Annotated in this window: 21 protein-coding genes; 9 read left to right on the top strand and 12 right to left on the bottom strand. The window is 60.6% G+C overall.

Annotated features, from left to right (window positions below; genetic code table 11):
• Positions 1-183: 183 nt before the first annotated feature.
• The 3 genes from G5S42_RS37725 to G5S42_RS37715 are packed head-to-tail and all read right to left on the bottom strand — an operon-like array spanning position 184 to position 3,241.
• Positions 184-621 (bottom strand): hypothetical protein, encoded by a 438-nt coding sequence (locus G5S42_RS37725; protein ID WP_176111788.1) that lies wholly within the window; start codon positions 619-621, stop codon positions 184-186.
• Positions 621-2,579, bottom strand: coding sequence for an RICIN domain-containing protein (locus G5S42_RS37720; RefSeq protein ID WP_176111787.1), 1,959 nt, complete (start codon positions 2,577-2,579; stop codon positions 621-623). The genes G5S42_RS37725 and G5S42_RS37720 overlap by 1 nt, the downstream gene beginning before the upstream one ends.
• 17 nt (positions 2,580-2,596) lie before the next feature.
• A complete protein-coding gene (locus G5S42_RS37715; protein ID WP_176111786.1) occupies positions 2,597-3,241 on the bottom strand; it encodes an SCO family protein in 645 nt (214 codons plus the stop codon).
• A gap of 1,066 nt (positions 3,242-4,307) precedes the next feature.
• Here G5S42_RS37715 and G5S42_RS37710 point away from each other — a divergent pair.
• A complete protein-coding gene (locus G5S42_RS37710) occupies positions 4,308-4,625 on the top strand; it encodes a hypothetical protein (protein ID WP_176111785.1) in 318 nt (105 codons plus the stop codon).
• Positions 4,626-4,816: 191 nt separating this feature from the next.
• Here G5S42_RS37710 and G5S42_RS37705 read toward each other — a convergent pair whose 3' ends face one another.
• Positions 4,817-5,032 carry a hypothetical protein gene (locus G5S42_RS37705; RefSeq protein WP_176111784.1) on the bottom strand — a complete coding sequence of 72 codons (216 nt, stop codon included), beginning with the start codon at positions 5,030-5,032 and terminating at the stop codon, positions 4,817-4,819.
• Positions 5,033-5,075: 43 nt separating this feature from the next.
• Between G5S42_RS37705 and G5S42_RS37700 the strand changes: the two genes are divergently transcribed.
• Both G5S42_RS37700 and G5S42_RS45515 read left to right on the top strand, forming a co-directional pair.
• A complete protein-coding gene (locus G5S42_RS37700; RefSeq protein ID WP_176111783.1) occupies positions 5,076-6,161 on the top strand; it encodes a glycosyl hydrolase in 1,086 nt (361 codons plus the stop codon).
• Positions 6,162-6,200: 39 nt separating this feature from the next.
• On the top strand, positions 6,201-6,533 hold the full coding sequence (locus tag G5S42_RS45515) for a hypothetical protein (protein WP_176111782.1): 333 nt from the start codon (positions 6,201-6,203) through the stop codon (positions 6,531-6,533).
• Between the two features lie 13 nt (positions 6,534-6,546).
• On the opposite strand, the gene G5S42_RS37690 is transcribed toward G5S42_RS45515, so the two are convergent.
• Entirely contained in the window at positions 6,547-7,332 is a 786-nt protein-coding gene (locus G5S42_RS37690) for a COG4705 family protein (RefSeq protein WP_176111781.1), read from the bottom strand.
• 90 nt (positions 7,333-7,422) lie between these two features.
• Positions 7,423-8,295 (bottom strand): endonuclease/exonuclease/phosphatase family protein, encoded by an 873-nt coding sequence (locus G5S42_RS37685; RefSeq protein WP_176111780.1) that lies wholly within the window; start codon positions 8,293-8,295, stop codon positions 7,423-7,425.
• Positions 8,296-8,541: 246 nt separating this feature from the next.
• Between G5S42_RS37685 and G5S42_RS37680 the strand changes: the two genes are divergently transcribed.
• Positions 8,542-9,234: a phosphatase PAP2 family protein gene (locus G5S42_RS37680; RefSeq protein ID WP_176112016.1), complete on the top strand. Its 693-nt coding sequence runs from the start codon at positions 8,542-8,544 to the stop codon at positions 9,232-9,234.
• On the opposite strand, the gene G5S42_RS37675 is transcribed toward G5S42_RS37680, so the two are convergent.
• Entirely contained in the window at positions 9,229-10,122 is an 894-nt protein-coding gene (locus G5S42_RS37675; protein ID WP_176111779.1) for an SDR family oxidoreductase, read from the bottom strand. The genes G5S42_RS37680 and G5S42_RS37675 overlap by 6 nt on opposite strands.
• A 103-nt stretch (positions 10,123-10,225) precedes the next feature.
• On the opposite strand from G5S42_RS37675, the gene G5S42_RS37670 reads away from it, so the two are divergent.
• Together G5S42_RS37670 and G5S42_RS37665 are read left to right on the top strand one after the other, a co-directional pair.
• Positions 10,226-11,083, top strand: coding sequence for a helix-turn-helix transcriptional regulator (locus G5S42_RS37670; RefSeq protein WP_176111778.1), 858 nt, complete (start codon positions 10,226-10,228; stop codon positions 11,081-11,083).
• Between the two features lie 88 nt (positions 11,084-11,171).
• Entirely contained in the window at positions 11,172-13,088 is a 1,917-nt protein-coding gene (locus G5S42_RS37665; RefSeq protein WP_176111777.1) for a potassium transporter Kup, read from the top strand.
• 20 nt (positions 13,089-13,108) lie between these two features.
• Here the strand turns inward: G5S42_RS37665 and G5S42_RS37660 are convergent, their stop codons facing one another.
• Positions 13,109-14,695, bottom strand: coding sequence for an alpha-amylase family glycosyl hydrolase (locus tag G5S42_RS37660; protein ID WP_176111776.1), 1,587 nt, complete (start codon positions 14,693-14,695; stop codon positions 13,109-13,111).
• Between the two features lie 49 nt (positions 14,696-14,744).
• On the opposite strand from G5S42_RS37660, the gene G5S42_RS37655 reads away from it, so the two are divergent.
• Positions 14,745-16,409, top strand: coding sequence for an alpha-amylase family protein (locus G5S42_RS37655; protein ID WP_176111775.1), 1,665 nt, complete (start codon positions 14,745-14,747; stop codon positions 16,407-16,409).
• A 130-nt stretch (positions 16,410-16,539) separates the two neighbouring features.
• Positions 16,540-17,553 (top strand): Gfo/Idh/MocA family protein, encoded by a 1,014-nt coding sequence (locus G5S42_RS37650; protein ID WP_176111774.1) that lies wholly within the window; start codon positions 16,540-16,542, stop codon positions 17,551-17,553.
• Positions 17,554-17,614: 61 nt separating this feature from the next.
• Here G5S42_RS37650 and G5S42_RS37645 read toward each other — a convergent pair whose 3' ends face one another.
• The 3 genes from G5S42_RS37645 to G5S42_RS37640 all read right to left on the bottom strand — a co-directional run bounded on the left by G5S42_RS37645 (position 17,615) and on the right by G5S42_RS37640 (position 19,252).
• Complete coding sequence (locus G5S42_RS37645) at positions 17,615-17,962, bottom strand: hypothetical protein (RefSeq protein ID WP_176111773.1); 348 nt, start codon at positions 17,960-17,962, stop codon at positions 17,615-17,617.
• 133 nt (positions 17,963-18,095) lie between these two features.
• Positions 18,096-18,353, bottom strand: a complete 258-nt coding sequence (locus G5S42_RS44640) for a hypothetical protein (RefSeq protein WP_246392435.1) — start codon at positions 18,351-18,353, stop codon at positions 18,096-18,098.
• A 125-nt stretch (positions 18,354-18,478) separates the two neighbouring features.
• Entirely contained in the window at positions 18,479-19,252 is a 774-nt protein-coding gene (locus G5S42_RS37640) for a helix-turn-helix transcriptional regulator (RefSeq protein WP_176111772.1), read from the bottom strand.
• Positions 19,253-19,363: 111 nt separating this feature from the next.
• On the opposite strand from G5S42_RS37640, the gene G5S42_RS37635 reads away from it, so the two are divergent.
• Positions 19,364-20,443, top strand: coding sequence for an alcohol dehydrogenase catalytic domain-containing protein (locus G5S42_RS37635; protein WP_176111771.1), 1,080 nt, complete (start codon positions 19,364-19,366; stop codon positions 20,441-20,443).
• A 19-nt stretch (positions 20,444-20,462) separates the two neighbouring features.
• Here the strand turns inward: G5S42_RS37635 and G5S42_RS37630 are convergent, their stop codons facing one another.
• A complete protein-coding gene (locus tag G5S42_RS37630; RefSeq protein WP_176111770.1) occupies positions 20,463-21,167 on the bottom strand; it encodes a GntR family transcriptional regulator in 705 nt (234 codons plus the stop codon).
• Positions 21,168-21,309 lie beyond the last annotated feature (142 nt).

Here is a 21,309-nt window from a genome sequence, read left to right as displayed (position 1 = left end):
AATCGTCTTATCGTCTATACAGCTTCCGCCGTACCTGGCGCAGACTTCTAATTTTTCGGCATCGGATATATTGCGCCGGCAGACAGACATCGAGTTATTCATATCAGACGCAACCGCAGCCTATCTGACGGCTTGCCGCACCTCCGTACGCTGCCGCACGTTGTCACTTTTCAGCCCAACGTGCTAGGGCCTGGTCACGAAATGCCAGAGCGCCGCACACTCGGTATCGGATATCCGGTAGTGAGGCATGGCTTTGCGCAACAACACGTTGGCTGGGTCGATGCCTTCCCTCAGCGCCCTGCAGAACGTTGCCTGATCGTAACTGCTCGCCGGACCGTCCCTTCGACTCTTCGCAGGAAACAGGGTGCCGGCGGTCAACGGTGGTGCGAATGCGTCGGCCGCGCCGGTTTGCGAATGGCAGTTCGCGCAACGGGTAGTCGAGCCGGGCAGCAGATGATCGTCGTCGCGCAATTGCGCCGCGACCGAACGCTGCCCATTGAAGATCGCGCACCCGAGATCCTTCGGCTCGCAAAGCGGCGCGGCGTGCGCAACATGCGTGATGCTCGCCAACCCAAGCATCAGCGCCACACGCGCCGCGGTTCGCCGTGACAGTAGTGCCATCACTGGATCTGCACCGTGCGCGAAACGCTCGGCACGCCCTTCGCGTTCAGGCCAAACAGCATGTAGTAGCCGGGCACCACGACACCCGGATCGGAAGGAATATTGATCAGATATTCACCCGCCGTTCCTACCGTGAAAGTCACGGGTACCCGACGCTGCTCGTTGTTGACCGCGTGGGTCGACGAAGACATGCGCATCAACGCAAAGGCCGTGATGCCACTGCTGCCCGTTACGGCGATCGATGTCCCGAGCTGTGCTGTGGTCGGCGCGGCTGTGAGGGTCGGTCGGGTTGCCGCCGAGCCGTCCGCGTTCAGCAGGTACGGCGGGGTCAGTATTTCGAGGTTCGTGTGATTTGTCGAGCAACTTCCGCACAGTCCACCGCCGCCGCTCAGTACGCGACCGTCCGGCAACAGCAGTCCGATGCTGTGATAGTTACGCGGCACGGCTTGCGGCGGGAGCACCGAGAAAGTCTTGGTGGTAGGGTCCCACAACTCTGGCGCCAGCACGGAGGTGTCGTCCGAAAACGTTACCGGGTACGCCTCTCCACCTAAGACCACCACCTGACCGTTCGGCAAGACCACGCTGGTGTTAAAGGCGCGGCGGTAATTCATCGGCGTAAGCGTTTGCGTCACCGCGGTGCCGCTACTGATGTCGATTAGCGTGGCGTTCGCAGTCGCATTGGCATACTCGTAGCTCGTCGCACCGCCTACAGCCAGGATCTTGCCAATATCGTACATAACGGCGTTGCCGTTCATCGCATCGGTATCGCTGCCCCGGTTGCCGGCAGGCGTCACGTTGCCCGCGCCGGCGGTATCGAACCAGTGCATGGCAACGCTCGGACCGGCGTGGAAGACTCGCCCATTTGCCACCGCAAATAGCCATGCATGATTGTCGGAGCGGAAAATGCCAGCCGCGTCATTCGTGAGGATGTAGTCGGCGAGAATGGCGCTGTTGACTTGCCAACCCGTACTCGGTGACCAGGTTTCGCCGGTCTTGCCGCCTTCGCCTCCGTTCCACGAACCACCCACCTGGAATACGTTGCCATTGCTCAACGTTACGCTGCCCTGATAGGCGCGCGCAATCTTCATTAGAGGACCTGACGACCATTGTCCAGTGGAAGGCGTGTAGAAGCTCGTCTCGTCGCTGCTCGAACCACCGGTGACGTAAATACGACCATCCGGAAGATTGACGATGCCAGGACAGAACATATCGTGGCCGGTATTCGTCACATAGACCTGTTTGCTGGTGCCGGTCGTCGGGTTGAAGATTGCGGTGTACGTGTTGCCGGGGGTGACTTCGCCAGCCGTAAAGTTCAGCTTCTGGTCAGCGGACCACAGTACCACCGTTCCATCGGGGAGATTCGCCGCAGCAGCCGGCACGATCGACAGGTTATAGGGTGTCGTCCACTTCGCCGGCAATGTTTTCGCGGTCATGCCGCTGATCTGCCACGTCTGCAGCGGGCCGCCGCTGCAAGGCTGCTGCGTGATCTGCGAGCCCTGCGCGGTGAGACCCGCAATCGCCAGACACAAGTTACTCTGCGACGCAACGATTGCAAAGCCGCCACCTTGCGGTATCAGCTGAAAGCTTTGATTCGGCTGGCCGTTGCAGTTCCACTGGTCCGCCCCAGCACCCGCGTCCGTGCTTACCCCATAGATGTCGAGGCAAAGATTGCTGTTGACGTTGACGAACTGATAAAGCCCGTTGTTCTGCGTCACTGTCCAAAGCTCGTTATTCTGACCATTGCAGGTCCACTCGATGACCGAGGCGCCAGGCGTTGTCGATATGGCGCTCACATCGGCGCACAAGCTCGTGCCGTTAATGGTGATCGTGCTCGATGTCTGCGCGTCCGCCGTCGCGGAGAACATTGAAAGCACCGGCAAGAATGCAATTAGCAGCAATGCTTTCACGCACTTGCCGAATAATTGCGAGGTGATCCTACGCGATCTTGTTTGTGACATGTTCTCAGTCCAATAGATTACACACGCCCTAATGCGCCCAGTACCTCGCAAACTTGATCCGCGCGGGGCAGGTCATCGCTTCGCCAGCGCAACATTCCGTTAGCGTCGAAGCAGTAGATTTGGGTCGAGTGATCGGCAATGTTGCCGAGTGGCAAGGTGCTGCCCGAAAGCGCTGTGCGCATCCGATCGACGTCCTGCAACGTCGGCGTGGCCGCCCGCCATTCGGGTCCGGCCTGGAAGCGCTTGAGCCATGCGTGCAGCGCGGGCGGCGAGTCGGAAAGCGGATCGATTCCAATCGACACCAACTGAACGGGATAGCGATGCTGCAACTGCGATATCCGTTGCTGAACGGTGCTGAACAGCGCACCTTGCAAAGGACAAACTGAACTGCATCCTGTGTAAATCGTCTGCAACGCAGTTACTTTCCGATGCAACAGGTCGGTTAGCAGCTGCTTCTGGCCGCTTTGATCGATCACCCAGTAGTCGTCGAGACGAATAGGCGGCGTGACGAGTCCCACGCTTGCGTGCTGCGCATATAGCGGAAAGGAAATGCCGGCTAACGCCGCCGCCGATACGCCACGCAGCAGCGCACGACGACTCGGGTTTCGGACCGGCGCGCGCGCGCGCAACGCCGCGCGACTCGGCGCGTGTTGATGAAACATGAACATGATCTCCCGCAACGTGTAACGATCTTCAGAACTATTCGTCGCCATCTTTTATTGCGTGTTACTCGCGCGGCAAATACGCATACTTCGCGCGACGGCTACGTTCGCTCTCTGGTGGCGAATCATCGGTACTGGTGAGCGTATCAGGGAACCTTCATGAAAATGACAGTGTCCGTCCCGCGACTTGCTGCGTTTTGTGAGGTCGGCCACATAACCATGAACACCCAAAAACTGTGCATTTGGAAGGCCCGAGCAAAGCTCTTTCTTTGACTTGCAGATCTCGAGTTGCGCGCTGAATCACTGAATGCGGTAGAGGTGGAGAAGTGTTTCGCTGGCGATATGTGTCAGTCTGCGCCCTGACTCGCGGTGTTCGCTTTATTTCGAAACTCAAAGGCGAACCGTTGCGAAAATCCGCATTTCGCGATTTATTTAATGCGATCAGGGCAGCGCCACCAAAATTCCTCGACGGATGGTCTCTCTTTCTAAAACCATACTAATGAATTCAATTAGGTTTTCAGCCGCCAAGAACTAGACATTGGCAGAAAAGAGGTGCCCACCCCTGTCCATAGGCGCCAGGTAACAACTTTGTAACGGTTCTCCTGCTGTTGGGTGAATTCATCGGGAGAGCGTGGGAACGCGTCTGGATAAGCGTGGGAAGGGAGGCAGGGCACCTTACCGATAGGCTCCCATATCACAAATTTCGTTGTTACGCTTAGTTACGACCGCCGAGGCAATTTTTGTTCCATTTCTGTATCATTCGTTTCGTCAGATCAGTCAGGGAAAACCTAGGTCGATTTTGATTCGATCAGTAGAACTTCGCAATTTGCGACGAATCAGCGAATCTTCCTTTTTGAAGGATGAAAGCGGTTTTCCGCGCATCGCATTAAATCTGAGGATTAAATTCAATTAATGCACGACGCGAGTCCGGCAACGGGCGCCCTTGACAAAAGCGGATCATTAGTTAGTTGTACTCCGTGTTGTTGCGTAATTATTCGTGGCGACGTCCTTATCACGCGAACGTTGTTCGTTTTAGCGGCCAAGGTTCATGGGCCTTGATAGACAGATGTCCTCTTTCAGCAGACTCTCTCCAAGACTAAAGCCATCATTTCGTCAACTTCCTCAGATCGCAAAAACTGTTTCAGTGCTTGCATTTACCGCAGGAATTCTGAGCCTTGCAGGTTGCGGCGGTGAAACAAGCGATGATGGCAACACGCAGTCCGTGACTGCCAGCTCCTCCCTTTCTGCCAACGCAGTCGCGAACGCGACTACGAATGCGTACAGCAACGGCGTAGTGCCCACCGATAACGGTTCGCCGCCGGTTCAGGCGAACGGTCAGCCTTATAACCGCGCCCAGGTGCAACGGGCGGGACAAGGCGATTGAGCCGTTTCGCGACGATCAATACGAAAGCCGCATATCCCGCGCAAGACCATTTGCAATCGTGACGTCAGCGACAGTTGACTCACGTGTTCGACGTGTTTGCGTTACGTGTGCCATCGCTTCAGGAACTGATGGTCATCGGCAAACGTAACGCCAACGTTCTCGGTCCATTTCTCCGTCAGTAGCATTTATAGCTAATCCATGAAATTCAGACTCTGCTCCTTATTCACCGTTTTAGCCCTGTTGTGCGGGCAATCGATGCCAGCGTTCTCCAAGTCGTTCTCCAGGTCACATTGGGGCAACACCAACACCACATCGACAACCGCAGCCGCCACCACATCCACGCCAGCCACCACGTCCACCACATCCACCGCAGCCACCACCGCGACCACTGCAAGCGCCACTGCCACGCTGCAGCCGCCGCCCACCGGAAGCGGAAACGACCGTTTTGCAATGGACGTGAACTGCAATCTCTGGAGCGGGGATCAGACGGCGCTCAACGAATGCTCAAAAGACCTGGATCTGATTGCCGGATTGGGCGTCGGTACGGTTCGCCTCGGTGTTTCGTGGGACTTCATGACCCTGGCCGACGGCAGCACGCTGGACCCCAATAAGGTGGCCTTTCTGAAGGGGCTTCTGAACGCCGCACGCACGCGCGGCATGAAGATTCTTTTCGAGGTGGGCATGTACGCGCCGTCTAGCGCATACCAATGCTCGGCCACCCAGAATCCGCCGAGCGGATCGTCGCCGCGACTCGACTTCTGCGACGCAACGTTCACGAAGTATCTCGGCTCGCTGATGGACGTCGTTCTGCCCTTCACGGCTGATATCGAACTGTTCAATGAGACCAACTGGTCGTTCTCCGCTTCGGACCCGTCTTACGGCGATCCGAACGGTATCTCCGGCTACATTCTGAATCGCAGCAAGACGCTCTATTCGGAAACCAAGCAGGTCCTGAACACGAAGAGCCAGTCGGGCTACAAAACGGTTCTGCATACTCAGGGCATCTCGTACTTCTACAACTCGGCGTATCCGAATAACGGCTGGCTACCGCCCGCAGGCAACCAACTGATCCAGGCGACCGACTACATCAATGCCATGGGCAACAACATGAAGAGTGCTTCCAGCCCGTTGAACACCACGATCGACGTCGTCGACGTTCACCCGTACTTCGGCAGCGCCGAGTACGACACGCTGGTGCAGGCATTCGTGACTACCGTGTCGAACCTCGTGAGCAGCGGTGCGAAGCCGATCTGGCTGACCGAGACCAACAATGGCACCAACGGTACGGACGCCGGACAAACGGCCGCGTTCAATCAGTTGAAGATTCTGATGAACAACGGTTCGGTGGCAAAGGCGTTCTGGTATGTCGTGCGTAACGGTGATCCGAGCAATGGCGAGGGCGACGGCTACTCGATCTACGACTACAACCGTAACCTGATTCGCCCGCAGCTTGCAGCCGCGATTCAGGCCTACACGGCAACCATTCCGAGTTCGGAACGTTTCCTGTCGGGTTCTTATCTGACTCCGATCCAGTAAGCCTGCCCGTGTAGCCCATGAATGAAGGGAGCGCCGACCATGGCGCTCCCTTCTTTTTTGCCGTTTGGATACGCCCTGTGTGCGATCGCTCACGCCAGGCGGCGAACTCGTGCGGCAGCGGACGAGTCAACTCAGCGCCGTGCCTTTCTTCTTTTCTTCGGTTTCGGTTGCGTGAGTGCGGCGCTCCAAAACGCGGAGGCCGCGCGTTTGGCCGCCGCCGTCGTTCGTACCCGCGCCGAGTTGGCGACGGTATTCGCGCCGCTGAGCCACATGCTCAGGAACGGGTTCTTCCTGGTCCAGGGATTTTTCATGTCAGCCTCGATTGAACGAATGTCCAGCGGGCATGCAATGGCTATTCCCGAACATTCGTAGCCTCTTCGCTCTACTACCGCATCGCTCGCCCAGCAGGACGCTGCGGTAACAAAATCACGCACAGGGCCATGAACGAAACCAGAATCACCGATGCATAGAGTCGGCTGATCTCGAGCCCACCTTGAGAAACGGGTTTGTCGAGCAGATCTCCCAAGGTCGCGCCGAGCGGACGAGTCAGGATGAACGCTGCCCAGAAAATGGCGGTCCGCGACAGCCGCGACCAGTAGTACAGCGCGCCGACGATCAGCAGACCCGCACCGAAGATCAAAGCGCCGTTCTCATAGCCAAGCCCCAATCCGCCTTCGTCCGATCCCGCCACCCAATCGCCCAACGCCGTACCCAGTGTCTGCGAAAAGAGGATCGTCACCCAATAGAACCACTCGGCTCTCGGCGTGGTTACGCTCTGCACTGACACCGTACCTTCCGATTTGTACCAAATGCCCAGGCTCGCAAGCAGAAGCGCGAAGACGATCATGACACCGCCAGGATAGCCAACTCCCACGGATCGATCGAAGAAGTCGGCCAGCGTGGTACCGAGCGTGGTCGTTGCGACGATGGTCGCCCAATAAAGCGTGGCATTGAACCGCTCCGCCCTGATCTGCCCTGCGACCAGCGCAATAAAAATAACTGCAAAGATCCCGGTGCCGATCAGATAACCCAATTTGAGCGACATGGTCACCCAATCGCCGCCCGTTTCACCAAGTGTCGTGGCGGCGATTTTGATGATCCAGAAACCCAGCGTGATCTGAGGGACTTTGCTGACTGCATGCGCGCGAATTTCCGATTGGCTGCTATTCATGTGAGGTGCTCACTATTCTGGTAGCTTGAACATAGGCTCAACCATCGCAGAACAACTCTTAACAGAGCCTTAAGCATTCCCGCGGAAGTTTCAACGCAGTTCCAGCCACATCGGCTGATGATCGGACGAGCGGCTGTGCGGATCGACATCGCACGACGCAATGCGTGTGCCCAGGTCTTGCGTGACGAAAACGAAATCGCACGCGAATGGTCCGTCGGGCCATTGCTCGTGATCGTATAGGCCGACCGTCGCAGCCCGCGGCTCGCCGGGGTGCGCGCGGGCCCACGCATCGACGAAGGTCGGCGCGTCGGCGATCGGTTCGAGCATCCGGCAAAACGCGGTGTCTTCGAACGCGCTGTTGAAGTCCCCGCAGACAACCGCGCTGAGCGGACGCGCCGTATCGGCAAACGGGCTGTCCGGCTTTTCACCACGCGCGGGAAAATGCGCGTGATTGCATGCTTCCTGATGCAACTCGCGCAGTCTCGCCACTTGCGCGAGCCGCTGTTTCTCCGAATAGAACTCGAGGTGCGTGCTGATGACACGAATCGGACCGACGTCGGCTTCGAGCACCGCTTCGAGCGCGACGCGCAGCATCGACGGCTTGGCGGGATCGGCAGGCCACGGCAGCGAATGGCGCAGCACCTGACGAACCGGTAAGCGGGTCACGATGGCATTACCGAACTGCCGCCGATGACGGCTCGCGCCCAGCGACGGCAGATCGGAGCCGATCGCATCGAGCACGGTCATTTCCGGAAGCAGAGCGGCAAGTTCGGCGAACTGATCGGACGACGGCGCGCCTTTCAATCCGCCTGCAGCCGGTGCTTCATTAAAGCCGCGGGTGACTTCCTGCAGACACAGCACGTCGAAGTCGCACAACGCGCGTGCTTCCCGCACGATCCGGCCGAGGTCGACGCGGCCGTCGACGCCGCAGCCCCACTGAATATTCCAGTCGACCAGTTTCATGATGGCCTCCTTGAAAGAATCCGACTATCGGTCATCGCTGCGCCTGGCGCTGCTACGGAAACAACTTCCGACAGAGCGATTCCAACCCTTATTCCGCATTGTGATGAGCGATCGCCGGGTCACCGAAAGTTAGCGATGAAATTGCGCAGTAAAAATTGTCAGTGAAGGTAAGCGCCAAAAAATGCCGTGCGTGCGATGAATTATGCTGATAGTCATCCGCGACCGCCCCAATTTCTTTGGAAAATAATGAATAGCTTCGATTTATCCATCGAAACATATCTATCCAACATACATTTCAGTCATTTCGCGACGCTATCCATACAAGCCATCGACAACCTGTACACCTTCAAAGGTCTCGTACTCGTTCCCGTGCTGTGGTGGATGTGGTTTCAGCAAGACGAATGCCGCGAATGGCGGCGAGAAATGGTTCTCGCGACGGTTGTCAGCGGCCTCGCAGCGCTCTTCGTCGGAAGAGTGCTGACTCACTGGTTGCCGTTCAGGGTGCGCCCCGTCTATGACCCCGAACTGCATCTGAGCTTCGCCAGCGGCGATATCAAGGACGCAGTGCTGACCAACTGGAGTTCCTTCCCGAGCGATCACGCGATGCTATGGATGGCGGTCGCCACCGGCATTTTCCTCGTGTGGCGGGGTATCGGCGTGCTGGCGCTTCTCTATACCGCGCTGTTCATTTGCCTTCCGCGCGCCTATCTCGGCTTTCACTATCCGACCGATTTGCTGGTGGGCGCCGCGGTGGGGATCACGATCACCTTGATCATGACGCGCGACGCGATCCGCACGCGCTACGCGACGCCGGTGCTGCGATGGATGGACCGCCACCCGGCGCCCGCTGCGACGCTAGCCTTTATTCTGTGCCTCCAACTCGTCACACAGTTCGACGAACTGCGCAGGCTCGCGAGCGGCATATTGAAACATCTATGATGGAACGTAGCGCGCTTCGTTCAGATCCGACAGTAGCGTGGGACCGGTCGGCCGCCAGCCCAAACGCGCCTGCGTCTGCGCGCTCGATGCCGGCATATCGAGCGCGGCGAACATGGCCATCCATCCGAAGTACGCCTGCGCTTCGCCGCGCGCGATCGAGACGACCGGCAACTTCAGGCCGCGCCCCAGCGCTTCGGCGATCTCTCGTGCACTAACACCCTCTTCGCCGACCGCGTGATAGCGCGCACCGCGTTCGGCCTTCTCGATCGCAAGCCGGTACAGCCGCACCACATCCGACAGATGCCCGGCCGGCCACCGATTAAGTCCTTCCTCCACATATGCGCATACGCCTTTGTCCCGAGCGATCTGGATGAGCGGCGTGATGAGGCCTTGCCTGTACGGGTTATGCACTTGCGGCAAGCGCATCACCGACACGTTGACTCCGTCCTTCAGCAGTGCATTGCCGGCCAGCTCGGAGCCGATGCGCGGGTTCGGGTGGCTGGTGTTGAACACGTCCTCGACGGCCGGCTGCCCGTTATCCCGGCTGCCGACGCCCGTGCCTGAAGTGATCAGAAGCGGCCGATCCGAGCCCGCCAGCGCCGCGCCAAGTGCTGCGATCGCACGCTTGTCCTTGTCGCAGTTCTCCACGAAGTGCGAGAAGTCGTGATCGAAAGCAAGGTGTATGACGGCGTCGGCCTTCGCGGCGCCGCTGCGCAGGCTGTCGGTGTCTTCGAGCGTGCCGCGATGCACCTCCGCGCCCGCTGCGACGAGCGCCTGCGCGCCCTGATCGGAGCGGGTCATGCCGATCACGTGATGCCCGGCTTCGATAAGTTCGGGCACCAAAGCCGAGCCGATAAACCCGGTTGCGCCTGTCAGAAAGATTCGCATGGTCAAGTCTCCAGAATAGCCACCGACGCACTATGCGATCATTCGCTATGCTATTGAAGTAGTGAGCTTATCCCGGTAAAGCGACTAACAGGTTAATCGTCCAGTGAACACCGCCCAATCCCTCGGAGACTTTCTGCGCAGCCGCCGCACGCGGCTCGACCCGGCCAGCTTCGGTTTCTCGGGCCGCAGGCGGACGCCCGGCTTGCGCCGGGAAGAAGTCGCGCAGCGCGCGAATATCAGTTCGACCTGGTACACCTGGCTCGAGCAGGGCCGCGGCGGCGCGCCGTCCGCCGCGGTGCTGGAGCGCATCTGCGCGGCGCTGATGCTGACCAACGCGGAGCGCGAACATCTGTTCATGCTGGGCCTCGGGCGCCCCCCGGAAGTCCGCTACCGCTCCACCGACGCAGTGGACCCGCGCTTGCAGCGCGTGCTCGATTCGCTCGAGGCGAGCCCGTCGATCATCAAGACCGCGACGTGGGACGTGGTCGCATGGAATCGCGCGGCAGCCGTCGTGTTGACCGACTACAGCGCGCTGCCGCCGGGCCAGCGCAACATCCTGCGCTTCCTGTTCGGCGATCCCGACGCCCGCGCAAAACAGCATGACTGGGAGAGCGTCGCCCGCTCCGTGGTGGGGACGTTCCGCGCGGACGTCGCACGCGCGGGGATCGCTTCGGAGGTGGGCGATCTGGTCGATGATCTGTGTCGCAAGAGCCCCGACTTCGAACGCATGTGGCGCGAAAACCAGGTATTCGGCCACAGCGAAGCCCAGCACGTTAAGCGCCTGCTGCATCCTGCGTTCGGAACCATCGAAATGGAATATTCGCTGTTCGCCGTCGATGGCCGGCCAGAGCTGAGCATGCTCGTCTACACCCCGCTCGACGCGCGAATTGCCGCGCGCATCCGTAGCGCCGTTTCGGCGATGGACGAGACTGACAGCGCCGCGCCCCTGACCACTGCGTGATCGCCTTCGACGGCCTAGCGCGGCCGACGGATTGCACTTCGGCCCACGAATTGCTTGTACGGCATCGCACAACCTTCGTGGTAAAAAAATGCCTGAGCAAAAGAGGGAGCAAAGCGACGATTCGTCGTCTCGCCGCCAGCGCGGCGGCGGCACGCTCGTGCTAGGCGCACTGGGTGTCGTATTCGGCGACATCGGCACGAGTCCCATCTACGCATTGCGCCAAGCCGCCATCGAAACCGGTTCGATCGACGTGCAGGTCGTGATGGGCACGCTGTCGATGATCGTGTGGGCCGTCGTCATCGTCGTCATACTCAAGTACGCGTGGTACGTGATGCGCGCCGACAATGAAGGCGAAGGCGGCATCATCGCACTGACGGCGCTGGTCCGCTCGGGCTATGAGGACGAAGGGCGGCGGGTGCCGCGTGCGCTGCTGCTCGCGGGACTCTTTGGCGCCGCGATGTTCTATGGCGATTCGATGGTAACGCCGGCCGTATCCGTGCTGTCGGCCGTCGAGGGACTGAGCGAGATCAGTCCATCTTTCGATCCATGGGTCGTGCCGATCGCGGCAGCCATCCTGATCGCGCTCTTCTCGTTTCAGCGACGTGGCAGCTCGGTGGTCGGGCGCGCATTCGGTCCCGTGATGGCCGTGTGGTTTCTGTCTCTTGCCTCGGTCGGGCTCTATCGGGTCGCGCAACATCCCGTCGTATTGCATGCGCTATCGCCGCGATGGGCCGTATCGCTGATGATCGGCCATCCCCGCATCGCATTCACGATTCTCGCCGCCGTGATTCTCGCGCTGACCGGAGCGGAGGCCCTGTATGCCGACATCGGTCACTTCGGACGCCGCGCGATCCGTATTGCGCTCTTCGCCATCGTGTTTCCGTCGATCATCATCGGCTACTTCGGGCAGGCAGCAACCCTGTTGTTCGTGCCCGGCTCTTTTCACCAGCCGTTCTTCCACGCTGCGCCGCCGTGGGCGCTCGTGCCGGGCGTCATCATCGCGATGCTCGCGACGATCATCGCTTCGCAAGCGGTGATTTCAGGCGCATTTTCAATGACGAGTCAGGCGATCGAACTGGGCTTTCTGCCGCGCCTGCGGGTCGTCGAAACGTCAACAGAGCGGCGCGGACAGGTCTATTCGCCCGCCGTCAACCTGATCCTGTTCGTGGCGGTGCTGTTTCTCGTGCTGGTGTTTCGAAGCTCGTCGAACCTGACTTCGGCGTACGGCATCGCAGTCGCGCTGACGATGCTGATCACCACGATCCAGATGATCAGCGTGTCGCGCAACGTCTGGCATTGGCCCCGCTACGGCGTGGCGCTCGTGAGCGCGCCGTTGCTCGTCGTCGACGTGACGCTGGTATCCGCGAACGTGCCGAAAATCGCTTCCGGCGGCTGGTTTCCTGTCGCCGTCGGGCTGATTCTTTTCGTGCTGATGTCGACCTGGAATCGCGGACGCGAGATTGCCGCAACCCATGCGAACGAAGCCGATGCGCTCGACGCGTTCCTGCGCGACGCGCTAGCCGGTCCCGAACCTCCGGCTCGCGTGCCAGGCACCGCGGTTTATCCGGGCAACGCATCGGGCAAGACACCGGCGACATTCAGGAGCAACATCCGCCACAACTGCGTGCTGCACGAGACGACGATTTTCTTCGCCAACATATCGGAGTCAGCGCCGCGTATCGATGACGAAACGCGCATCGACGTGCGAGACCTCGGCAACGGATGCTTCGAGATCATTGCGCATCATGGGTTCGTCGAGCGCCCCAACCTGCCGCGACTGCTTGAATCGCTGGCGGGTCGGTTCGATGGCTGGCACTACGATCCCAGGCACACCACGTTTTTCCTGCCGCGCGATGAAGTCATCAAGGGACGTTCGCACGGCAGCATGACGCGCTGGCGCGAGGCGCTGTTCGGACAGATGGCGTTTCATTCCACGCCCAGCGCCGAATACTATGGACTTCGAGCGGAAGACGTCGTTGAACTTGGCATTCAGGTGGCGCTTTGAACCGGTGAGTCATCTACCGTTCATGATGGAGAGTCAACGATCACGATGACCGCCTCGCTGGCGGCAAGCAAATTGGCGCCCTGGATGAAGGCGTCACCGATGCGCGTGGTCACCGTCGATAGCAGCACCATGCCCGCGCGCGATTGCACGGTGGCAGCTTCGGCACCCATGTTCAGCGCGATGAACAGACATTGATTGCTGGAGCGCCGCTCATAGGTCAGCACGTCGCCGTCGGCAACGACATTCTCTATCGTGCCCCGCACGAGCGCGGCGCTGCTGCGGCGCAGGCTCAGCAAACGCCGATACAGCGACAACATGCTCGACATGTCGCCGTCCTGTTCGCGCACGCTCGTCGCGGTCGCAATCGGCAACCACGGTCTGCCGTCCGTGAAGCCCGCATTCGGCAGCGAGCCATCCCATTGCATAGGCGTGCGCTCGGGATCGCGTCCCTGGCAAATGCCCGGTTGCCGGAGCTCCGCCGGGTCCTGAATCTGATCGGACGCGATATAGCCGTCCGTCATGCCGATTTCATCGCCGTAGTAAAGCGTCGGCGTGCCTCGTAATGTCAACAGCAGCACAGCGGCCACACGTGCCTGTGCCGCGCCGACGCGCGACGCAACGCGCGGATTGTCGTGGTTTCCCAGCACCCAGTTCGGCCACGCGTATTCGGGCAACGCAACGTCGTAATCGCGGATCATGCGGGCGATGTTCTCCGCATTCCATCTCGCGCTGAGCAACTGAAAATTGAACGGCATATGCGCTCCTTCGCCGTTCACGCCGTAATACTTCACCAGTTGCGCAACAGTCAGATAGATTTCGCCGATCAGCACGCGCTCGCCGTATTCGTCCAGCGTGGCTCGCATCGAGCGGACGAGTTCATGTACTTCCGGCTGATCCTCGGTGTAAGTTTGCAACAGTCGATGATGGTCCGGCTCGCCCGGCAAATAGCCGGGATTGGGCGGATTGTCGCGAAACTGCGCGTCCTTGATCAACAGCCACAGCACGTCCACGCGGAAGCCGTCGACGCCGAGGTCGAGCCAGAAACGCAGCACCTGGTCCATCGCGCGGCGCACTTGCGGGTTCCGCCAGTTCAGGTCAGGCTGCTCGCGCAGAAACGCGTGATAGTAGTACTGCCCCGTCACCTCGTCCCACTCCCACGCCGAGCCGCCCATACGGCTCAACCAGTTGTTCGGCGGTCCGCCATCGGGCGCGGGATCGCGCCACAGATACCAGTCCCGTTTCGGATTGTCTCGCGACGAGCGGCTTTGCTCGAACCACGGATGCCGGTTCGACGAATGATTCGGCACGAAATCGAGCAGCACCTTGAGCCCGAGCCGATGCGCGTGGCCCATCAATTGCTTGAACCCGTCCAGAGTGCCGAACATCGGATCGATGTTGCAGTAGTCCGCGACGTCATAGCCAAAGTCGGCCATCGGCGACGGGGAGATTGGGGAGATCCACACCGCATCGACGCCTAGCGCCGCGACGTATTCAAGGCGCGCGCTGATGCCGGACAGATCGCCGATGCCATCGCCGTTACTGTCCTGAAACGAGCGCGGATAGATCTGATAGATCACACCGCGTTGCCACCACGCCAGCTCCGACATTGCAATTCCTCTTCACGATCGATTGTTTAGGCGCCCCCGCGCGGAACCTATGCTTAATGACCTCTGGTACAAGAACACGATCATTTACTGCCTTTCGGTAGGCACCTTCATGGACGCGAATGGCGACGGCGTCGGCGACTTCGAGGGCCTGATGCGCAGGCTCGATTACCTGCAAGGGCTCGGCATGACGACGATTTGGCTGATGCCCTTCCACCCGTCGCCAGGACGCGATAACGGTTACGACGTTTGCGACTATTACAACGTCGATCCGAAGTACGGCACGCTCGGCGATTTCGCCGAGTTCACGCATGCGTGCGCCCAGCGGGGCTTGCGGGTGATCATCGATCTCGTCGTCAATCACACGTCCGACCAGCATCCGTGGTTCCTGGAAGCACGCAGCGATCCCGCGTCGAAATATCGCGACTGGTATGTCTGGTCGGACGACAAACCGCCCGATGCGCAACGCGGCGTGGCGTTTCCGGGCGTGCAGAAGTCGACCTGGAGTTTCGACAAGCGGGCAAAACGCTGGTACTTCCATCGCTTCTACGATTTTCAACCGGACCTGAATACTTCCAATCCGCATGTGCAGGCGGAGTTGCTGAAGATCATGGGCTTCTGGATTCAGCTCGGCGTGTCCGGATTCCGCATGGACGCGGTGCCCTTCGTCATCGCGACGAAGGGCCCGAAGGTGCGCCGCCCCGTAGAGCAGTACGACATGTTGCGAACGTTTCGCGAGTTTCTGCAGTGGCGCGAAGGCGACGCGATCATTCTGGCCGAAGCCAACGTGCTGCCCAAATCGGATCTCCAGTACTTCGGCGACGAGGGCGAGCGCTTGCCGATGATGTTCAACTTCCGCGTCAATCAAAACACCTTCTACACGCTCGCGACGGGCAACACGAAGCCGTTGAAGGACGCGCTGCTTGCGACGAAACCACGGCCGCCGACTGCGCAATGGGGGGTATTTCTGCGCAATCACGACGAACTCGATCTGGGCCGGCTGACGCCCGCTCAGCGCGCGGCGGTGTTCGCCGCGTTCGCCCCGGACCCCGACATGCAGTTGTATGGGCGCGGCATCCGCCGCAGACTTGCGCCGATGCTGTCGGGCGACAGACGCCGTCTTGAACTCGCCTACAGCCTGATGCTGAGTTTGCCGGGCACGCCGGTGTTCCGATACGGCGATGAAATCGGCATGGGGGACGATCTGCGCCGGCCCGAGCGCCAATGTGCGCGCACGCCGATGCAATGGTCGGGCGAGCCGCAAGGCGGCTTCACGAGCCATTCGAACCCGCCTGTGCCTGCGATCTCCGGCGGGGCTTATGGGTTCGAGCGGGTCAACGTGGCAAACCAGCGGCGCGATCCCGATTCGTTTCTCAACTGGACCGAGCGGATGATTCGCATGCGCCGGGAAGTGCCGGAAATCAGCTGGGGGGACTTCGAAGTGCTGCCCACCTCGCGAAACGATGTGCTCGCGCTCGGTTATCACTGGCGCAACAACTCCGTGCTGTTTCTGCATAACTTCCGCGCCGAGGCGTGTACCGTCGAATTCCGCCTCAGCTCCAACGAACCCGGGCGGGATTCGCTGATCAATCTACTGTCCGACGACCACAGCGGCGCTGACGATGACGGCCGTCACAAGGTGGTGCTCGAGCCGTTCGGATACCGTTGGTATCGGGTGGGCGGCCTCGACTATCTGCTCAAGCGGACCGAGGTCTAGCGACGACGAGCCACGGTTAAACTGATACGATCGCATGCTCCTGGTCGTTCGCGGACTCACGCGACTTGCCGACTCACGCGAATGCTCAGCCTGCTCGACTCATCGGATACGCAATCGGAAAAGGGATGTCATGGCAAAGGATCAAATAGTCTGGGGAATTTTGGGCGCCGCAAAGATCAACGACAAGGTGGTCGTGCCCATGCACAACGCGCCGAAGTGCCGGGTGAAAGGCATCGCGTCGCGCTCTCTGGAGAAGGCGCGGGAAGCCGCGGCCAAATATGGTCTGGCTGTCGCATACGACGGCTATGAGGCGCTGCTCGCGGACCCGGAAATCGACGCGGTCTATATTCCATTGCCCAATCATCTCCACGTGGAATGGACGATCAAAGCGGTCGAGGCGGGCAAGCACGTGCTGTGTGAGAAGCCGATCAGCCTGGACGCGCAACAGGTCGAACGGCTGATTGCCGCGCGCGACAAGAGCGGCCGATACATCCAGGAAGCCTTCATGGTTCGTACGCATCCGCAATGGTTGAAGGTGCGGACCCTGATCGACGAAGGCGCGATCGGCGAATTGCGGGCAGTGACCGGCGGTTTCACCTATCACAACACGAACGAAGACAATATCCGCAACAAGAGCGAGCTAGGCGGCGGCGGTCTGCTCGATATTGGTTGCTATCCGATCACGACGTCGCGCTTCACGATCGGGCGTGAGCCACGGCGCGTAGTAGCGCTGGTGGAACAGGATCCTGCCTTCAAGGTAGACCGGCTCGGCTCCGTGCTGATGGACTTCGATGGCGTGCAGGCGAGTTTCTTTTACTCGACTCAGACCTATCCGTACCAGCGGATGCAATTTCACGGCACCAGGGGGAGAATCGAAGTCGAAATTCCGTTCAATGCGCCACACGATCGACCGACGCGTCTGCTAATCAGTGAGCACAATAGCGACGGTGTCGCGACTGATCGCTGGCTGGAAGTTCCGGTGTGCGATCAATACGGCGTAGCCGCCACCACGTTCGCGGAGGCGATCCTGAGTGGCGGCCCGCAAGCTATTCCGCTGGAAGATGCGCGCGCAAATATGCGGGTGATCGATGCCGTGTTCCGCTCGGCTCAGTCGGGCGCGTGGGAGAGCATCGCCCAAAGTTGAAGTGCAATGGTGGGGCAACCTGTGCGGGTCAACGCGGCGAAGTGCCCCAGCTGTCTGATCTCTACTTGACTGGCGCAGTCACATCGCAATCGCCGCCATGGCTGCCGCCGCCAGTGCTTTTCAGCGTAAGCACGAGTCTGCTGCCTCGGTTTGCCGTCATGATCTGACCATAGCTAACCGTCGGAATGAACTGGATATCCGGCGCGACCGCCACGGGCGGATTTCTCGCCCCGTCGACGGTCAGGTCTAGCTCCACGGTGATCGAGTCGATTGCGGCGCCGAGATCCTGCTTCCGGCCGGCCTGGTCTTTGCGGAAATTGCACAGGCCCTGGAGAACCTGCTCGAGGGCAGTCGGGATATCGACCGGCTTGCCCGGTGCGATCGGAGGCGTGTTACAGCCGACGATCATGAATGGCAACGTGCAAAGCGCTACATATCGCCAGGCTCGCATCGGCTCCCCCGCTTGATGTGGTGGACGTGGTGTCTGCCTTCCCATGCTGTCGCTGGTTCAGTGCCCAGCCGGCGCACGCGAACTCAAACGCTCAATACTTGATATTCCTGGCCGCCTGACGGCCGCTCTGCTTGGTTTGCCGCTTGTCCTGCCGGCAATGCGAATTACTCTTCTGGTCCGCGGCTCTGCACTCCTGCTTCGTATGGCGGGCGCCCTGGCGTGTCTCCTGTCGAACGTCACGTCCGGCGCGACGTTGCTGAGCCTGTTCGGTTGCCCACGAGCTTCCAGCGCAAGCCATCGCGGACACAGCCATGACCGCGGCCGCGAACTGCCGGCTCCATGAAAACATGGCGACCTCCCTGACAGGTTGCATGTGAGTATTCCGGCTTTGTACAAGGGTGCCACGCGTGGGAGTCGCGTCAATCGGACCAAGGTCCTAGGGCCGTCGCGATGGCTTTGTCAGGCGGGCGAAGCTCAAACGGGTGTGTAGATCGAGAGTTTCAGCGACGGGTCGTCGTTCGCCTGAAACGTAGCGTATTGGTAACGTTGGATACCACGCTGAGGATGCGCGAGTACTTTCTCGCCGGACGCGCCGCCACGGACGTCATGCGCGATCCACCAGCTAGCGAACTCCGCACTCGACGACCGCAGGCGCTCCACTAGCTGGACGAACGATGGATCGGTGGCGAAGAGATCATGCGTTGCGCGAAAGAGCGCGATCATGCGGCGCGCTTCGTCTTCCCACGCGGGTCCGAATAGCCGTCGCGCTTCCGGGTCGATGAACATGAAAACGAGGATATTGCGGTCCGCCTCGGTCAGCCGATCGAATCCGAGTAGATCGGCGGCCGCCCGGTTCCACGCCAGGATGTCCCACCGCCTGCCGGTCACGTATGCCGGCAGGCCGAGGTCTGAAACGATGCGCGCGATTGCCGGCGGCACTTTCTCGGCAGCAAACGTCCGCTGATCGTTGCTGCGCGCGAGCGCCCGCAGATGCGCGGCTTCTGCTTTGCCAAGCCGCAGGGCGCGAGCAAGCGCGTCGAGGGTGGCATCGGAGGGGCTGACCGTTCGCCCCTGCTCCAGCCGCACATACCAGTCCACACCGATGCCGGCCAGTTCGGCAACTTCTTCCCGCCGCAGACCCGGCGTACGACGGCGCCGGCCGCTCCCGAGCCGCCCCGATGCCGGGCTCAGCTTCTCCCGGCGCGACCGCAGAAAATCGCCAAACTCACTCCGTCTCGATGCCGGCATGTTCGTCCTCGCAAGGAGGTATCGATGAATCCTGGGATAGTACCAGGCCTTGTTGCCTATTCTAGGTTCGCCAGAATGACCTCGTCAGACCACCCTTGACGGAGAACGACGATGAAAGCTGCAATCCTGAATTCGCTTGAGCGACCGCTCGCGATTACGCAAATGCCGGATCCGGAAATCGGCACGGGCGAGGTGATCGTGGATGTCGCCGCTGCGCCGGTGCTGCCATACGCGAATGAAGTGTTCAATGGGCAGCGCCGCTATCCGATCGAGCTGCCGATCGTGCCCGGTTGCGGCGCGATCGGTCGTGTAAGAGCGAGCGGTCCCGATGCGACTCATCTGAAGGTGGGCGACTGGGTGTTCTGCGATCCGACCGTGCGCTCGCGCGACGACGCGTTGATGCCCGACATAGCGCTGCAGGGCTGGAGTTCGCGTGGAGACGGGGGCTTGCGACTGCAACGGTACTTTCACGACGGCCCGTTCGCCGAACAGGTGCGTGTGCCGACCGAGAACGCGGTTCGTATCGGCGACATCGATGCTGGCGAGGCGGCGCGCTGGTGTGCGCTCAACGTGATGCTCGTGCCTTATGGCGGGCTGCTTGCGGCCGCGCTGCGGGCTGGCGAAACGCTGCTCGTCAGCGGGGCTACCGGCAACTTCGGCAGCGCCTGCGTGGCTGTCGCCCTCGCGACGGGAGCGCGCTGCGTGGTCGCGCCGGGACGCAATGCGGAAGCACTCGACGACCTGAAACAGCGCTTCGGCGCGCGTGTGCGCCCGGTCAGACTTTCAGGCGATGAACAGGCGGATCGCGAACGGATGCAACAGGCGGCTCCTTGTCCGATCGATTGCGTCATCGATCTGCTGCCGCCCTCGGCGCCCGTCACAGCCGTGCGTGCCGCGATGAGGGCCGTGCGGCCGTACGGCCGCGTCATTTTGATGGGTGGCGTGGGCATGCTGGGCGATGCTGGGCTCGATCTGCCATATCCGTGGCTCATGCGCAACGACATCACCGTGCGCGGCAAATGGATGTATCCGACGGAAGCCGTGACGCTGATGACGGGCCTGATTCGCTCGGGGCTGCTCGATCTCCGCCATTTCGACGTCAAGACATTCCCGCTCGATCGCGCCAATGAAGCGGTGTCCCACGCGGCCGCAAACGGCGGTCCATTCAGAATGACCGTGATCCAGCCGTAGCCAGCGATTCAGCGAACGCTCACTCGTCCGCCAAAAAATTCGGATGACTCGTGCGAATCTGATCGATCTGACTCAGCGTCCCCGACAGATGCTTGCGTAGCGCCGCCTGCGCGGCCTCGACATCGCCTTTGTCGATCGCATCGACGATCTCCGTATGATCGCGCACGACCGCCATCGTCTTGCCCTCCGCCGGCAAATTCAGGCGCCGCAGCCGGTCGATGTGCCCGCTCAGCCTGCGCACCAGATCCCACAGCTGCGGCACGCCCGCCGCCTCGTACATCTGCCGATGAAACGCCTGATCGAGCAGCGAGAACTCCTCGTAGTTCTTCAGGTCGAGCAATTCCGTTTGCCGGGCGATCGTGACGCGCAGTTCCGCGATCAGCGTGGCGTTGCGCTGCTCCGCGAGCGTGCGCACCACTTCGAGTTCGATCGAGCGGCGCAGGAAATGCGCCTGCAGCGCGGAGGTCACTTTGATCTGACTAACGACCGTCGCGTGCTGCGGATAGATATCGACGAGTCCTTCCTCGCCGAGCTTCATCAGCGCGTCGCGCACCGGCGTCTGGCTGAGCCCGTAGCGGTTCGCGAGCTCGCTGCGCGACAGCACCGTGCCCGGCGTCAATTCGAGAGAAAGGATCATTTCGCGCAGTCGTTCGAAGACTTGCGGCGCGGCGTGGCGGGAGCGGTCGAGTCGGGTGACCGTCGACGAGTGAGCGTGGTTTTTCATGGCAGAAATTGAAGCTTGGAAGCAGGCGGACCGACGGGGCGGTCCGCTGAGGCACTAGTACTATAGCCGACGCTCGCCGCTTCCAGCGGGCTTGCAAGCGGAATTCGCCACGAAGTGGACATGGGAGTTTACCCCACTAACG

Source organism: Paraburkholderia youngii (assembly GCF_013366925.1).
Taxonomy (GTDB): Bacteria; Pseudomonadota; Gammaproteobacteria; order Burkholderiales; family Burkholderiaceae; genus Paraburkholderia; species Paraburkholderia youngii.
The sequence above is the reverse complement of the archived record's forward strand: the minus strand, read 5'-3'. Positions and strand labels throughout refer to the sequence as shown.

Bases quoted from the DNA above. Each gene is read 5' to 3' on its own strand.
- G5S42_RS37725 (WP_176111788.1), bottom strand. From the start codon at position 621: ATGGCACTACTGTCACGGCGAACCGCGGCGCGTGTGGCGCTGATGCTT.
- G5S42_RS37720 (WP_176111787.1), bottom strand. From the start codon at position 2,579: ATGTCACAAACAAGATCGCGTAGGATCACCTCGCAATTATTCGGCAAG.
- G5S42_RS37715 (WP_176111786.1), bottom strand. From the start codon at position 3,241: ATGTTTCATCAACACGCGCCGAGTCGCGCGGCGTTGCGCGCGCGCGCG.
- G5S42_RS37710 (WP_176111785.1), top strand. From the start codon at position 4,308: ATGTCCTCTTTCAGCAGACTCTCTCCAAGACTAAAGCCATCATTTCGT.
- G5S42_RS37700 (WP_176111783.1), top strand. From the start codon at position 5,076: ATGGACGTGAACTGCAATCTCTGGAGCGGGGATCAGACGGCGCTCAAC.
- G5S42_RS45515 (WP_176111782.1), top strand. From the start codon at position 6,201: ATGGCGCTCCCTTCTTTTTTGCCGTTTGGATACGCCCTGTGTGCGATC.
- G5S42_RS37690 (WP_176111781.1), bottom strand. From the start codon at position 7,332: ATGAATAGCAGCCAATCGGAAATTCGCGCGCATGCAGTCAGCAAAGTC.
- G5S42_RS37685 (WP_176111780.1), bottom strand. From the start codon at position 8,295: ATGAAACTGGTCGACTGGAATATTCAGTGGGGCTGCGGCGTCGACGGC.
- G5S42_RS37680 (WP_176112016.1), top strand. From the start codon at position 8,542: ATGAATAGCTTCGATTTATCCATCGAAACATATCTATCCAACATACAT.
- G5S42_RS37675 (WP_176111779.1), bottom strand. From the start codon at position 10,122: ATGCGAATCTTTCTGACAGGCGCAACCGGGTTTATCGGCTCGGCTTTG.
- G5S42_RS37665 (WP_176111777.1), top strand. From the start codon at position 11,172: ATGCCTGAGCAAAAGAGGGAGCAAAGCGACGATTCGTCGTCTCGCCGC.
- G5S42_RS37660 (WP_176111776.1), bottom strand. From the start codon at position 14,695: ATGTCGGAGCTGGCGTGGTGGCAACGCGGTGTGATCTATCAGATCTAT.
- G5S42_RS37655 (WP_176111775.1), top strand. From the start codon at position 14,745: ATGCTTAATGACCTCTGGTACAAGAACACGATCATTTACTGCCTTTCG.
- G5S42_RS37650 (WP_176111774.1), top strand. From the start codon at position 16,540: ATGGCAAAGGATCAAATAGTCTGGGGAATTTTGGGCGCCGCAAAGATC.
- G5S42_RS37645 (WP_176111773.1), bottom strand. From the start codon at position 17,962: ATGATCGTCGGCTGTAACACGCCTCCGATCGCACCGGGCAAGCCGGTC.
- G5S42_RS44640 (WP_246392435.1), bottom strand. From the start codon at position 18,353: ATGTTTTCATGGAGCCGGCAGTTCGCGGCCGCGGTCATGGCTGTGTCC.
- G5S42_RS37640 (WP_176111772.1), bottom strand. From the start codon at position 19,252: ATGCCGGCATCGAGACGGAGTGAGTTTGGCGATTTTCTGCGGTCGCGC.
- G5S42_RS37635 (WP_176111771.1), top strand. From the start codon at position 19,364: ATGAAAGCTGCAATCCTGAATTCGCTTGAGCGACCGCTCGCGATTACG.
- G5S42_RS37630 (WP_176111770.1), bottom strand. From the start codon at position 21,167: ATGAAAAACCACGCTCACTCGTCGACGGTCACCCGACTCGACCGCTCC.